The sequence below is a fragment of the Streptomyces sp. NRRL WC-3626 genome, from assembly GCF_000718785.1.
Lineage (GTDB): Bacteria > Actinomycetota > Actinomycetes > Streptomycetales > Streptomycetaceae > Streptomyces > Streptomyces edwardsiae.
This window is the reverse complement of the sequence record NZ_JOCA01000016.1, coordinates 75,788-88,928: the sequence shown is the minus strand read 5'-3', so window position 1 is coordinate 88,928 and position 13,141 is coordinate 75,788. Positions and strand designations below refer to the sequence as shown.

At 70.4% G+C, this 13,141-nt stretch carries 11 protein-coding genes; all 11 read right to left on the bottom strand.

Features of this window, described 5'->3' with window-relative positions; all coding sequences use genetic code 11:
• Positions 1-130: 130 nt before the first annotated feature.
• The 11 genes from IF28_RS0123510 to IF28_RS0123460 all read right to left on the bottom strand — a co-directional run bounded on the left by IF28_RS0123510 (position 131) and on the right by IF28_RS0123460 (position 13,026).
• Positions 131-1,474, bottom strand: a complete 1,344-nt coding sequence (locus tag IF28_RS0123510) for an MraY family glycosyltransferase (RefSeq protein ID WP_030223809.1) — start codon at positions 1,472-1,474, stop codon at positions 131-133.
• A 266-nt stretch (positions 1,475-1,740) separates the two neighbouring features.
• Entirely contained in the window at positions 1,741-2,418 is a 678-nt protein-coding gene (locus IF28_RS0123505) for a low molecular weight phosphatase family protein (RefSeq protein WP_030223807.1), read from the bottom strand.
• Positions 2,415-3,062: an L-threonylcarbamoyladenylate synthase gene (locus tag IF28_RS0123500; protein WP_030223805.1), complete on the bottom strand. Its 648-nt coding sequence runs from the start codon at positions 3,060-3,062 to the stop codon at positions 2,415-2,417. The genes IF28_RS0123505 and IF28_RS0123500 overlap by 4 nt, the downstream gene beginning before the upstream one ends.
• A gap of 53 nt (positions 3,063-3,115) precedes the next feature.
• Positions 3,116-3,961: a peptide chain release factor N(5)-glutamine methyltransferase gene (gene prmC / locus IF28_RS0123495; RefSeq protein WP_030223804.1), complete on the bottom strand. Its 846-nt coding sequence runs from the start codon at positions 3,959-3,961 to the stop codon at positions 3,116-3,118.
• Between the two features lie 30 nt (positions 3,962-3,991).
• Entirely contained in the window at positions 3,992-5,068 is a 1,077-nt protein-coding gene (prfA, locus tag IF28_RS0123490) for a peptide chain release factor 1 (RefSeq protein ID WP_030223803.1), read from the bottom strand.
• A 106-nt stretch (positions 5,069-5,174) separates the two neighbouring features.
• Positions 5,175-5,396, bottom strand: a complete 222-nt coding sequence (gene rpmE, locus IF28_RS0123485; protein ID WP_030223801.1) for a 50S ribosomal protein L31 — start codon at positions 5,394-5,396, stop codon at positions 5,175-5,177.
• 193 nt (positions 5,397-5,589) lie between these two features.
• Positions 5,590-6,669: an LCP family protein gene (locus IF28_RS0123480; RefSeq protein ID WP_030223799.1), complete on the bottom strand. Its 1,080-nt coding sequence runs from the start codon at positions 6,667-6,669 to the stop codon at positions 5,590-5,592.
• Positions 6,670-6,830: 161 nt separating this feature from the next.
• Complete coding sequence (rho, locus tag IF28_RS0123475; RefSeq protein WP_030223797.1) at positions 6,831-8,894, bottom strand: transcription termination factor Rho; 2,064 nt, start codon at positions 8,892-8,894, stop codon at positions 6,831-6,833.
• Positions 8,895-9,314: 420 nt separating this feature from the next.
• The gene (gene thrB / locus IF28_RS0123470) at positions 9,315-10,232 is read right to left on the bottom strand and encodes a homoserine kinase (protein WP_030223795.1); all 918 of its coding nucleotides are present in this window, start codon (positions 10,230-10,232) and stop codon (positions 9,315-9,317) included.
• 436 nt (positions 10,233-10,668) lie between these two features.
• Positions 10,669-11,727: a threonine synthase gene (gene thrC / locus IF28_RS0123465; protein ID WP_030223793.1), complete on the bottom strand. Its 1,059-nt coding sequence runs from the start codon at positions 11,725-11,727 to the stop codon at positions 10,669-10,671.
• Between the two features lie 6 nt (positions 11,728-11,733).
• Complete coding sequence (locus tag IF28_RS0123460) at positions 11,734-13,026, bottom strand: homoserine dehydrogenase (RefSeq protein ID WP_030223791.1); 1,293 nt, start codon at positions 13,024-13,026, stop codon at positions 11,734-11,736.
• Positions 13,027-13,141 lie beyond the last annotated feature (115 nt).

The following is a 13,141-nucleotide window of genomic DNA, read 5'->3' as shown; positions in this document are numbered from 1 at the left end:
GCGTCACACATGAGAGTGAATCTGCGCGTCTGAGCGAGAACTCGGCCTTTATGTCTGATATTGGGCCGGTTCATACACCCAACGGAGACCCATCAGAACCCAACGACTTGGCAATGCTCTAGCCGGATTCTTACCTTGACCGTGACCGGTCGCCCAGCCGTGCGCGGGGGCCCACCGCGGTCGCGCCATTGACGCCGGAGACGCCCGCGGCGACCGGGGTGCGGTTCTCGTCGGCGCTCTCGGGCTCCTCCGCCGCCGATGCCTCCGATCCCTCCGGTGCGTCCGACACCCCCGCCAGGGCCGCCCTGCGGCGCCGGTAGCGCGGCGGTACGACCGCTTCCGCCCAGCGCGGGGCGCGGGGCGTGAAGCGGGGCAGCAGAAGCAGGATGAGCCCGAGCGTGGACAGGATCACGACGCTCAGCACGATCCACATCGACGCCGAGTTCACGGAGTACGTCAGCGCCCCGAAGGCGATCAGCGCCGACCAGAAGTACATGATCAGCACGGCCCGGCTGTGCGAGTGGCCGATCTCCAGCAGCCGGTGGTGCAGATGGCCGCGGTCCGCCGCGAACGGCGACTGGCCGCGCCAGGTGCGCCGGACGATCGCCAGGATCAGGTCGGCGGCCGGCACCGCGATGATGGTCAGCGGCAGCAGCAGCGGGATGTACACCGGCACCGTCTGGTGCACGGCCTCCTTCTCCGAACCGGCGAACAGCTTCAGCGCGTCCGGGTCGACCTGCCCGGTCACCGAGATCGCGCCGGCGGCGAGCACCAGCCCGATGAGCATCGAGCCGGAGTCGCCCATGAAGATCCGCGCGGGGTGCATGTTGTGCGGCAGGAAGCCGAGGCACATGCCCATGAGGATCACCGAGAACAGGGTCGCCGGGGCGGCCGCCTCGATGCCGTACGAGTACCAGATGCGGTAGGCGTACAGGAAGAACGCCGCCGCCGCGATGCACACCATGCCGGCGGCGAGCCCGTCCAGGCCGTCCACGAAGTTGACCGCGTTGATGGTGATCACGACCAGCGCGACCGTGAGCAGGGTGCCCTGCCACTGGGTGAGCGCGACCGAGCCGACGCCCGGGATGGGCAGCCACAGGATCGTCAGACCCTGCATGACCATCACACCGGCGGCGATCATCTGGCCGCCCAGTTTGATGAGCGCGTCGATCTCGAACTTGTCGTCCAGCACACCGATCAGCCAGATCAGCGCGGCCCCGGAGAGCAGCGCACGCGGCTCGTTGGAGTTCTCGAAGAGCTGGGTGAGGTTGGTGAGGTGGTCGGCGACCAGCAGCCCCGCGCACAGTCCGAAGAACATCGCGATCCCGCCGAGCCGCGGAGTGGGTTCCCGGTGCACGTCACGTGCCCGGATCTCCGGCATCGCCCCGGCCACGATCGCGAACTTCCGTACCGGCCCTGTCAGCAGGTACGTCACCGCGGCCGTGATGCAGAGCGTCAGCAGGTATTCACGCACGGGCTTCCCCACAGATCTCGCTGGCCATCACAGCCCCACACCCTAGCGAGGCACGCATAAGAGTGAGGACATCCGGGTACCACCGATGGTTGCACGCCCACCCGTGGACCTCGCCCGCGTAGCTGTGTGCACGCGCGCCCGCCCCGCTGCGGGCGCCCCGCCCGCCCCGCCCGCCTCGCTGTGGGCAATCGTTCCGCAGGGCGGAACGGGTGGGCACAGCGGAACAACGCCGGAGGCCCTGTAAGCCCGCCCCGGCAGCCGCAGACCTACGCCCGAGCCGGCACCCCGGTCAGCGCGGTCACCACGGGATCCAGCGCCTCGAATATCTCGTCCCCGATGGACCGGAAAAACGTCAGCGGCGCCCCGTACGGGTCATACACCTCGTCCGCCTCGAGCGTCGGCGCCAACAACCACCCCCGCAGAGCCGCAGCCGCCCGCACCAACGCCCGGGCCCGCATCACCAGCCCCTCGTCCAGCGGCGGCAGGGTAGCCGGATCGATCGCGTTCACCAGCCGCGTGAACTCTTTCAACGTAAACGTCCGCAACCCCGCGGAATGCCCCATCGAAATCACCTGCGCCCGGTGATCCCGCGTAGCGGTCAGCACGAGATCCGCCCGGATCACATGCTCGTCCAGCAGCTCCCGCCCCACGAACCCGGACGCGTCCGCCCCGAACTCCCCCAGCACGGTCTCCGCGTGCGCCTCCATGGCCGCACCCTCGTGCCCCCACGTCCCCGCGCTCTCCACGATCAGCCCGCCACCCAGGATCCCCAGCCGCTGGCTCACGAAATGCCGGGTCAGCCGCTCGGTGATCGGCGAGCGGCACACGTTTCCGGTGCTGACGTGGAGGATGCGGAAGGTGTCGCGCGGAAAACCGAAGGTCGTCGTGATCTCCGCACTGGATTCCCGGTTGCCTATGCCACGCCCCGACTCAGGGGCCGTCAATTCGCCACCTCGAGGTCGGGTACCACCTTGCGCAGCTCCTCGGGCGAGATCGCGCCCTCGCGCAGCAGCACCGGCACGGGCCGCGTGACGTCGACGATGGAGGAGGGCACGTTGCCCGGAGTGGGCCCGCCGTCCAGGTACACGGAGACGGAGTCCCCGAGCATCCCCTGAGCGGCGTCGCAGTCCTCGGGCGCCGGGTGACCGGTCAGGTTCGCCGACGACACGGCCATCGGCCCGACCTCGGTGAGCAGTTCGATGGCGACGGGGTGCAGCGGCATCCGTACGGCCACCGTGCCCCGGGTGTCCCCGAGGTCCCACTGCAGCGACGGCTGGTGCTTGGCGACCAGCGTCAGCGCGCCCGGCCAGAACGCGTCGACGAGTTCCCAGGCCTGCTCGGAGAAGTCGGTGACCAGGCCGTGCAGGGTGTTCGGGGAGCCGATCAGGACGGGAGTGGGCATGTTGCGGCCCCGCCCCTTGGCGTCCAGCAGATCGGCGACGGCCTCCGAGGTGAACGCGTCGGCGCCGATGCCGTACACCGTGTCCGTCGGCAGCACCACGAGTTCGCCCCGGCGGACGGCGGACGCGGCTTCACGCAGACCGGTCGTGCGGTCGGTCGCGTCGTTGGTGTCGTAACGGCGAGCCATCTAGCGGGCCTCCTCGTACGGGTGCTGCCGGGGGGAAGAAGTATGCGGGACGCTCACGGCAGCGCCTTGCGGGCGGTGGCGAACCGGGGGCGGTTGTTGAGGTCGGGGTGGTCGGCCGCGTCGGCCCAGCCCCGCTCCTCGGCGAAGATCCACGGCACCTGGCCGCCCTGGGTGTCCGCGTGCTCGACCACGACCACCCCGCCGGGCCGCAGCAGCCGGTGCGCGGTGCGCTCCAGGCCGCGGATCAGGTCCAGGCCGTCCTCACCGGAGAACAGGGCGAGGTCGGGGTCGTAGTCGCGGGCCTCCGGCGCCACGTACTCCCACTCGGTGAGCGGGATGTACGGCGGGTTGGAGACGACCAGGTCGACCTGTCCGTCGAGGTCGGGGAAGGCCGCGAGGGCGTCTCCCTGGCGCAGTTCGACCCTCGACCCCTCCATGTTCTTGCGCGTCCACCGCAGGGCGTCCTCGGACAGCTCCACGGCGTACACGCGGGAACGGGGGACCTCCTGTGCGAGGGCGAGCGCGATGGCGCCGGAGCCGGTGCACAGGTCGACGATGCAGGGCTCGACGACGTCCATCGCGCGGACGGCGTCTATCGCCCAGCCGACCACGGACTCCGTCTCGGGCCGCGGCACGAACACCCCGGGCCCGACCTGGAGCTCCAGGTAGCGGAAGTACGCCCGCCCGGTGATGTGCTGGAGCGGCTCGCGGGCCTCACGGCGGGCGATGACCTCCCAGTACCGGGCGTCGAAGTCGGAGTCCTTCACGGTGTGCAGCTCGCCGCGCTTGACGCCGTGCACGAACGCGGCGAGCTCCTCCGCGTCGGTGCGCGGCGAGGGCACGCCGGCGTCGGCGAGCCGCTGGGTGGCCTGGGCCACCTCGGCGAGCAGCAGGTTCACTGGTCCTCCGTGCTGTCTGTCGGCGGGGGGTTACGCGGCGGCGAGCTTGGCGGCCGAGTCCGCGTCGACACAGGCCTGGATCACCGCGACGAGGTCGCCGTCCAGGACCTGGTCGAGGTTGTACGCCTTGAAGCCGACGCGGTGGTCCGAGATGCGGTTCTCCGGGAAGTTGTACGTGCGGATCTTCTCGGAGCGGTCGACCGTACGGACCTGGCTGCGCCGGGCGTCGGCGGCCTCCCGCTCCGCCTCCTCCTGCGCCGCCGCGAGCAGCCTGGAGCGCAGGATACGCAGGGCCTGCTCCTTGTTCTGCAGCTGGCTCTTCTCGTTCTGGCAGGAGGCGACGACTCCGGTCGGCAGGTGCGTGATGCGCACGGCGGAGTCGGTGGTGTTCACGGACTGTCCGCCGGGCCCGGAGGACCGGTAGACGTCGATGCGCAGGTCGTTCGGGTTGATCTCCACGTCGACCTCCTCCGCCTCGGGCGTCACCAGGACACCGGCGGCGGAGGTGTGGATACGGCCCTGCGACTCGGTGGCCGGCACGCGCTGCACGCGGTGCACGCCGCCCTCGTACTTCAGCCGCGCCCACACGCCCTGGCCGGGCTCGGTGGCACCCTGGCCGCCCTTGGTCTTCACCGCGACCTGGACGTCCTTGTAGCCGCCCAGCTCGGACTCGGTGGCGTCGATGATCTCGGTCTTCCAGCCGACACGCTCCGCGTACCGCAGATACATGCGCAGCAGGTCGCCGGCGAACAGGGCGGACTCGTCGCCGCCCGCGCCGGCCTTGATCTCGAGGATGACGTCCTTGTCGTCGCTGGGGTCGCGCGGGACGAGGAGCAGCCGAAGCTTCTCGGTGAGCTCCTCACGCCGCTGCTCCAGCTCCTTGACCTCGGCGCCGAAGTCTGGATCCTCGGCGGCCAGTTCGCGCGCGGTCTCGATGTCGTCGCCCGTCTGCTTCCAGGAGCGGTACGTGGCGACGATCGGGGTGAGCTCGGCGTAGCGCTTGTTCAGCTTGCGCGCGTTGGCCTGGTCTGCGTGGACCGACGGGTCGGCGAGCTTCTTCTCCAGGTCGGCGTGCTCGGCGACGAGTTCCTCGACGGCCTCGAACATCTTGGGCTCCTGCGATGACGTGGGTGAAGGGGCGGGCGACCAAAAACGCCGGTCCCGGCCTGCCCCGGGTCGGGGGCACGGCCGTGGACCGGCGATTGGAGGCTCGCTACTTCTTGGAGCTGGCGGCCTTGCCGAAGCGGGCCTCGAAGCGGGCCACACGGCCACCGGTGTCGAGGATCTTCTGCTTGCCCGTGTAGAACGGGTGGCACTCGGAGCAGACCTCGGCACGGATGGTGCCGCTGTCGATGGTGCTGCGAGTGGTGAACGACGCGCCACAGGTGCAGCTGACCTGCGTCTCGACGTACTCGGGGTGGATGTCGCGCTTCAAGGTGTCTCCTAGGTTCGGGAGGGCACCGGGTCGCTGCCGCGGGTGCGGGGGCGTGAACCGGGGCCGACTCACCAGTCTGCCAGGACTGGGGTCCTCTCCCAAAACCGGGGGCTGCCGTTCTTTGTTCCCCGCAGGTCGGTGGGGTTTGTCCCGCCCGCGTGGCGGAGCCTCACACCGGTACGGCCCCGCGCCCCTAAGGGGCGCTCACCACGCCCCTTGCCTCGCCCGCGGCCGTGTTCTCCGTGGCGCCGGCGGGGATCGGCCGGTCGTTCTTCAGCGCGTCCCACACCTGATGGGCCTTCGTTCGTTCCATCAGGACCCTGTTGGGGTCGGCCGGGTCGTACCGGACCGGCATCGTGATCATGGTCAGGTGGGCGGGGGTGATGTTCTTCAGGCCTGTCGCGAAGGACATCAGGGAGTTCACCGAGCCCAGGCCGGAATCGGTGGTCACGGCCTTCGTGGCGGTGTCGGCGAGGTCGTAGAGCTTCTTCGGGCTGGTGAGGACGCCGAGGTCCTCGACCTGCCGTAGCAGGGCCTTGACGAAGGCCTGCTGGAGCTGGATGCGGCCCAGGTCGGAGCCGTCACCGACGCCGTGCCGGGTGCGGACCAGGCCGAGGGCCTGTTCGCCGTCGAGCCGGTGGGTGCCGGCCTCCAGGCGCAGATGGCTGTCGGGGTCGTCTATGTCCTCGCCGGTGGTGACCTCGACACCGCCGAGTTCGTCGATCAGCTTCTGGAAGCCGGTGAAGTCGACCTCCAGATAGTGGTCCATGCGCAGGTCGGTGATCGACTCGACGGTCTTCACCGCACAGGGCGCCCCGCCCGTGGCGTAGGCGGAGTTGAACATCACGCCGTTCGCCGCGGGGTGGCTGCCGCCGTCGGTGTCGGTGCACGCGGGGCGGTCGATGACGGTGTCGCGCGGCAGGGAGACCACGCTCGCCTTCTTGTGGCCCTCGTACACGTGCACGATCATCGCGGTGTCGGAGCGGGCGCTTCCCTCGTCGGCGCCGCCGCCGAGTTTCCCGTTGTCGCCGGCGCGGGTGTCCGAGCCGAGGACGAGGATGTTCTCGGAGCCGTTGTCCGCCTTCTCGGGGCGGTCGGTGCCGAGGAACTGGTCGATGTCGATGCTCGCGATGTTGCCGTTGAGTTTGAAGTACAGATATCCGGCGCCGGTGCCGCCCAGAACCACGATGCCGGCGGCGGCCCAGGCCGCGACCCTCAGGCCCTTGCGCCGGCGTCCTTTGTCCCGGTTGCCCGGTGTGCTCTCGGCAGACATGCGCTCCTCAGCTCATCTATGTCCGGATACCCCCTTGCACTCGGTGCCAGACATGGCGGGGAATCGTCGGCCAGGGTCGCACGGCGGCCTGTGCGAGGGTCCCGCCACACGCGAAAGGGCCGCTTCCCGGGGAAGCGGCCCTTTCGCGTGGACTTTCGACGTCAGTCGCCGTTGCCCGGCGTCGGCGTCGTCTTCTGGATCTGCATCAGGAACTCGGCGTTCGACTTCGTCTGCTTCATCTTGTCGAGAAGCAGTTCGACCGCCTGCTGCTGGTCGAGCGCGTGCAGCACCCGGCGCAGCTTCCAGACGATGGCGAGCTCGTCGGGGGCGAGCAGGATCTCTTCCTTGCGGGTACCGGACGCGTCGACGTCCACCGCCGGGAAGATGCGCTTGTCGGCGAGCTTCCGGTCGAGCTTGAGCTCGGCGTTGCCGGTGCCCTTGAACTCCTCGAAGATGACCTCGTCCATGCGGGACCCGGTGTCCACCAGGGCGGTGGCGAGGATGGTCAGCGAACCGCCGTCCTCGATGTTGCGGGCCGCACCGAAAAAGCGCTTCGGCGGGTACAGGGCGGTCGAGTCGACACCACCGGACAGGATGCGGCCGGACGCCGGGGCGGCGAGGTTGTACGCACGGCCCAGACGCGTGATCGAGTCGAGCAGGACGACGACGTCGTGGCCCAGCTCCACCAGGCGCTTGGCGCGCTCGATGGCGAGCTCGGCGACCGTGGTGTGGTCCTCGGCCGGGCGGTCGAAGGTCGAGGAGATGACCTCGCCCTTGACCGACCGCTGCATGTCGGTGACCTCTTCCGGACGCTCGTCGACCAGGACGACCATCAGGTGGCACTCGGGGTTGTTGTGCGTGATCGCGTTGGCGATCGCCTGCATGATCATGGTCTTGCCGGTCTTCGGCGGGGCCACGATCAGACCGCGCTGGCCCTTGCCGATGGGGGCGACCAGGTCGATGATGCGCGTCGTCAGAACGCCGGGGTCCGTCTCCAGGCGGAGGCGGTCCTGCGGGTACAGGGGCGTCAGCTTGTTGAACTCCGGCCGTCCACGGCCGGATTCGGGCGCCATGCCGTTCTGGGAGTCCAGGCGCACCAGCGCGTTGAACTTCTCGCGGCGCTCGCCCTCCTTGGGCTGGCGCACGGCACCGGTGAGGTGGTCGCCCTTGCGCAGGCCGTTCTTGCGGACCTGGGCGAGGGAGACGTACACGTCGTTCGGACCGGGCAGGTAGCCGGAGGTGCGGATGAACGCGTAGTTGTCGAGGATGTCGAGGATGCCCGCGACGGGGATCAGGACGTCGTCCTCGTTGATCTGCGGCTCGGACGTCATCTCGTCGCGGCCACGACGGCCCCGGCGGTCGCGGTAGCGCCCGCGACGGCCACGCCGGCCGCCCTCGAAGTCGTCGTCGTCGTGCTGCGGCCGGTCCTGCTGACGGCCGCCGCCGCCCTGCTGGTTCTGCTGGCGGCCCTGGCCGCCGCCCTGGCTCTGCTGCTGGTCGTCGCCCTTGCCACGGCGGTCACCGCGGTCACCGCGGTCACCGCCACGGTCGCCGCGGTCGCCACGCTCACCGCGGTCACGGTCGCGGCCGCGCTCACGGCGGTCGCGGCGGCGGCCCTCGCCGCCGTCGTGGTCGCCCTGCTGCTGCGACTGCTGCTGGGCCGGGGTCTCGGCCTTGGGCTCGGTCTTCGCCTCGGCGGTGACCGTCTCGATCGCGGTGGCGGACGGGGCGCCGGCCTCGGCGGTGGCGCGACGGCGACGGCGCTCGGCGGGCGCGGCCTCCTCGGCCTCCTCGCCCTGGCCCGAGGCCTTCGGGGAGGGCTGGCCCGGGATCTCGATCTGCTGCTGGGCCGCGGCCTTCTCGGCGGGGGCCTGCTCGCCCTTGGCGGGGGCCTTCTTCTCGGCCGCCTCGTCCGTACGGGTGCGGGAGGTGGCGCGGCGCTTGGGCTTGGTCTCGGTGGCGGACTCGGCCTTGGCCGGGGCGCTTCCCCCGGCGGCCTGCGCCTCCTTGATGACCTCGATCAGCTGGCTCTTGCGCATACGCGCCGTGCCCCTGATGCCGAGGCCGGATGCGACCTGCTGCAGCTCGGCCAGCACCATGCCCTCGAGGCCGGTACCGCGGCGCCGCCGGGAGCCGGCACCGGTGGCAGGCGCGGAAGCGTCCGTGGCGGGCGCGGCAGCGGTCTCCTCGACACGTGCGCCCATCAGATCGGTGGTGTCGCTCACGAAGGGTCCTTCCCTGGAGCGGACGTCGGCCTGTCTGGCTCGGCGACCGGTTGTGCTGTCCGGCATCGGTCCTTGCTGTGCGAACCGTGCCGGGGCGGTTGTCCGCCTGAGCGGCGGAAGAGATTTCTGGTGATGGCGCTTCCCCGAACCGTGGCATCCAGTGTCACGTGGCGTGGTCGCACCGGCTCCGAAACGCCCCCAGAGGGGGTGCCCCCACCGTCGAGCCGTTCAGTGTCCGCGTGCGACGTACTGCCCGCGTACGTAGCAGAGAACAGAGTGCGGCTTGGGGGGCTCCCGGAAGAATGTCTGTCCCGGACGGGGACACGAGGCACCTCGCCATGGTGGGGTCGGGTGCAGACTTGAGGTTAACACTACCGGATCCAACAAACATTCCCCCTCTCGAAATCCGGCAACCGTGTGTCAGGTGGCGAGCGGCAGTACGCTCGCGCCCCGCACATCGAGACCGAGCCGATTGGCGGCCCAGTCGGTGCCGGCCAGTGCTTCGACCTTGTCGGCGCTTTCCGCGTCGGCCAGCGCCATGACCGTGGGTCCGGCGCCGGAGATCACCGCGGGGATCCCGTCCCCCCGCAGCCGCTCCACCAGTGCGGCGCTCTCGGGCATGGCCGGGGCGCGGTACTCCTGGTGCAGTCGGTCCTCGGTGGCGGGCAGCAGCAGCTCGGGGCGCCTGGTCAGGGCCTCGACGAGCAGGGCCGCACGGCCCGCGTTGGCGGCGGCGTCGACGTGCGGCACGGTGCGCGGCAGCAGGCCGCGCGCGGTCTCGGTGAGAACCGGCTTACCGGGCACGAAAACCACCGGAACGATGGAATCGGCGGGGTCCATCCTGATCGCGCGGGCCGCGCCGGCCTCCATCCAGGACAGGGTGAACCCGCCGAGCAGGCAGGCCGCGACGTTGTCGGGGTGACCCTCGATCTCGGTGGCGAGTTCGAGCAGCGCGGTGTCGTCGAGCCGCGACTCGGCGCCTATCGTCACGGCGCGGGCGGCGACGATGCCGGCGCAGATGGCGGCGGAGGAGGAGCCCAGACCGCGGCCGTGCGGAATGCGGTTGGCGCAGACGATCTCCAGGCCCCGCGGCTGTCCGCCGAGCAGGTCGAAGGCGGTGCGCAGGGAACGTACGAGCAGATGGTTCTCGTCGCGCGGGAGGGTCTCGCCGCCCTCACCGGCGATGTCGATGTGCAGTCCGGAATCGGCCACCCGGACGACGACGTCGTCGTAGAGACCCAGCGCGAGGCCGAGGGCGTCGAAGCCCGGGCCGAGGTTGGCGCTGGTGGCGGGGACGCGCACCCGGACGGCGGCGGCGCGGAAGGCGGGACCGGCCATCGCTCGAAGACTCTCCTTGAGCTGCGTGACTGTCGAATGGCACCCGACGGGCGGTCCAGTGGCACTCGATGGACATTCGAGGGCGTACGAAAGCCCTGGGATCGCCGCCGACCGGGGTGGCCGGCCGCTCTCCGGGCGTCTCCGGGCCGCTGTCCGGACCACGGGGACGCCGCGATACCGCGGCATATGCGGCGGGCGGGTTGAGTACAGCCTATCGAAGGAAGGTTCAGTGGCGACATAGGGCGCACAGGAGGCGCACGATGCGTGTCGCAAGCCCCCTGTGCACCCCCTGTAGGGAACTTCCCCAGGTGAGCGCACCCTTACGCCCGTTTTGCGGACGAAGTCGCGGATCCTGTCGCGGTGTCGCGGCCTTCCCCTGCCGCGGTGTCGCGATGCCGCCGTAGGGGATCCACTGCGGCATCGCGACGCCGCCGGGCTAGACCAGGCCGAGCCGCTGGGCGGCGGTCGCGGCGTCGACGGGGACGGTGACCGGCTGCGGGGCGCCGGCGACGGCCCAGTCAGGGTCCTTGAGACCGTTGCCGGTGACGGTGCACACGATCCGCTGCCCCGGGTCGACCCTGCCCTGCTCGGCGGCCTTCAGCAGACCGGCGACCGACGCGGCGGACGCGGGCTCGACGAAGACGCCCTCCTGGGAGGCCAACAGCCGGTAGGCGCGCAGGATCTCACGGTCCGTCACCTCGTCGATGGCGCCGCCGGACTCGTCCCGCGCGGCGAGCGCGAAGTCCCACGACGCCGGGTTGCCGATGCGGATGGCGGTGGCGATGGTCGACGGGTCCTTGACGACCTCGCCGCGCACGATCGGTGCGCTGCCGGAGGCCTGGAACCCCCACATACGCGGTGTCCGCGTGCTGACCTTGTCGGCGGCGTACTCCTTGTACCCCTTCCAGTACGCGGTGATGTTGCCCGCGTTGCCCACCGGCAGGACGTGGATGTCGGGGGCGTCGCCCAGCATGTCCACGATCTCGAAGGCGGCGGTCTTCTGGCCTTCTATCCGTACCGGGTTGACCGAATTGACCAGCGCCACCGGGTAGTTGTCGCTCAGCGCGCGGGCGAGCGTGAGGCAGTCGTCGAAGTTGCCGTCGACCTGGAGGATCTTCGCGCCGTGCACCAGCGCCTGGCCCATCTTGCCGAGCGCGATCTTCCCCTGCGGTACGAGCACGGCGGAGACCATGCCCGCGCGCACCCCGTACGCGGCGGCGCTCGCGGACGTGTTGCCGGTGGAGGCGCAGATGACGGCCTGCGCGCCCTCCTCCTTGGCCTTGCTGATGGCCATGGTCATCCCGCGGTCCTTGAAGGACCCGGTCGGGTTCGCGCCCTCGACCTTGAGGTGCACCTCGCAGCCCGTGCGCTCGGAGAGCACCTGCGCGGGCACGAGCGGCGTGCCGCCCTCGCGGAGCGTCACGACCGGCGTGGTGTCGGATACCGGCAGCCGGTCCCGGTACTCCTCGATGATTCCGCGCCACTGGTGGGTCATTGCTGGTTACTCTCCTTCAACCCGCATGATGCTGGCGACACCACGCACGGTGTCGAGCTTGCGCAACGCGTCGACGGTGCCGCCGAGGGCCGCGTCGGACGCACGGTGGGTGACGACGACGAGGGAGGCCTCACCGTCCTTGCCCTGCTGCCGCACGGTGTCGATCGAGACACCGTGCTCGGCGAACACGGTGGCGACCTGGGCGAGGACACCCGGTTTGTCGGCCACGTCGAGGCTGATGTGGTAGCGCGTGACGACCTCGCCCATCGGCGACACCGGCAGCGCGGCGTACGCGGACGCACCGGGCCCGGTGGTCCCGTTGATCCGGTTGCGCCCCACGGCGACGAGGTCCCCGAGCACGGCGGACGCGGTCGGCGCACCGCCCGCGCCGGGGCCGTAGAACATCAGCTGCCCGGAGGCGTCCGACTCGACGAACACCGCGTTGTAGGCGCCGCGTACGGAGGCCAGCGGGTGGCTGAGCGGGATCATCGCCGGATGCACGCGCGCGGTGACGGAGGCGCCGTCACCGGCCCGCTCGCAGATGGCGAGCAGCTTGATGGTGCAGCCCATCTCCTTCGCGGAGGCGAAGTCGGCGGCGGTGACCTCGGTCATGCCCTCGCGGTAGACGTCGTCGAGCCGCACGCGCGTGTGGAAGGCGATCCCGGCGAGGATGGCGGCCTTGGCGGCGGCGTCGAAGCCCTCGACGTCGGCGGTCGGGTCGGCCTCGGCGTACCCCAGCGCGGTGGCCTCGTCGAGCGCCTCCTGGTAGCCGGCGCCCGTGCTGTCCATCTTGTCGAGGATGAAGTTGGTGGTGCCGTTGACGATGCCGAGGACCCGGTTGACCTTGTCACCGGCGAGGGACTCGCGCAGCGGGCGGATCAGCGGGATGGCGCCGGCGACGGCGGCCTCGTAGTAGAGGTCCTTGCCGTGCTCCTCGGCGGCGGCGTGCAGCGCGGCGCCGTCCTGGGCGAGCAGCGCCTTGTTCGCGGAGACGACGGACGCGCCGTGTTCGAAGGCGGTGCCGATGAGCGTACGGGCGGGCTCGATACCGCCGATGACCTCCACGACGATGTCGAGGTCCCCGCGCTTGACGAGCGCGGTGGCGTCGGTGGTGACCAGGGCGGGGTCGATGCCCTCGCGCACCTTGTCGGGCCGCCGTACCGCCACGCCCGCGAGCTCCACCGGGGCCCCGATCCGGGCGGCGAGGTCGTCGGCGTGCGTCGTCATGATGCGCGCCACCTCTGAGCCGACCACTCCACAGCCCAGCAGCGCCACCTTCAGCGGACGCGTACGCATCATCCGACCTCGATTCCTGATTACCGTCTCGGTTGCACCAGTCTCACTCACCGGACGGGACTTTCTTTCCCTGGTCCGGATCGTGAGACATCTATTTCATTTTCATGACCGATCGGAC

Excerpts from the sequence above, each read along its gene's own strand:
- IF28_RS0123500 (WP_030223805.1), bottom strand. The coding sequence starts at position 3,062 with ATGGCTCGCCGTTACGACACCAACGACGCGACCGACCGCACGACCGGT.
- prfA (WP_030223803.1), bottom strand. The coding sequence starts at position 5,068 with ATGTTCGAGGCCGTCGAGGAACTCGTCGCCGAGCACGCCGACCTGGAG.
- IF28_RS0123480 (WP_030223799.1), bottom strand. The coding sequence starts at position 6,669 with ATGTCTGCCGAGAGCACACCGGGCAACCGGGACAAAGGACGCCGGCGC.
- thrB (WP_030223795.1), bottom strand. The coding sequence starts at position 10,232 with ATGGCCGGTCCCGCCTTCCGCGCCGCCGCCGTCCGGGTGCGCGTCCCC.
- thrC (WP_030223793.1), bottom strand. The coding sequence starts at position 11,727 with ATGACCCACCAGTGGCGCGGAATCATCGAGGAGTACCGGGACCGGCTG.
- IF28_RS0123460 (WP_030223791.1), bottom strand. The coding sequence starts at position 13,026 with ATGATGCGTACGCGTCCGCTGAAGGTGGCGCTGCTGGGCTGTGGAGTG.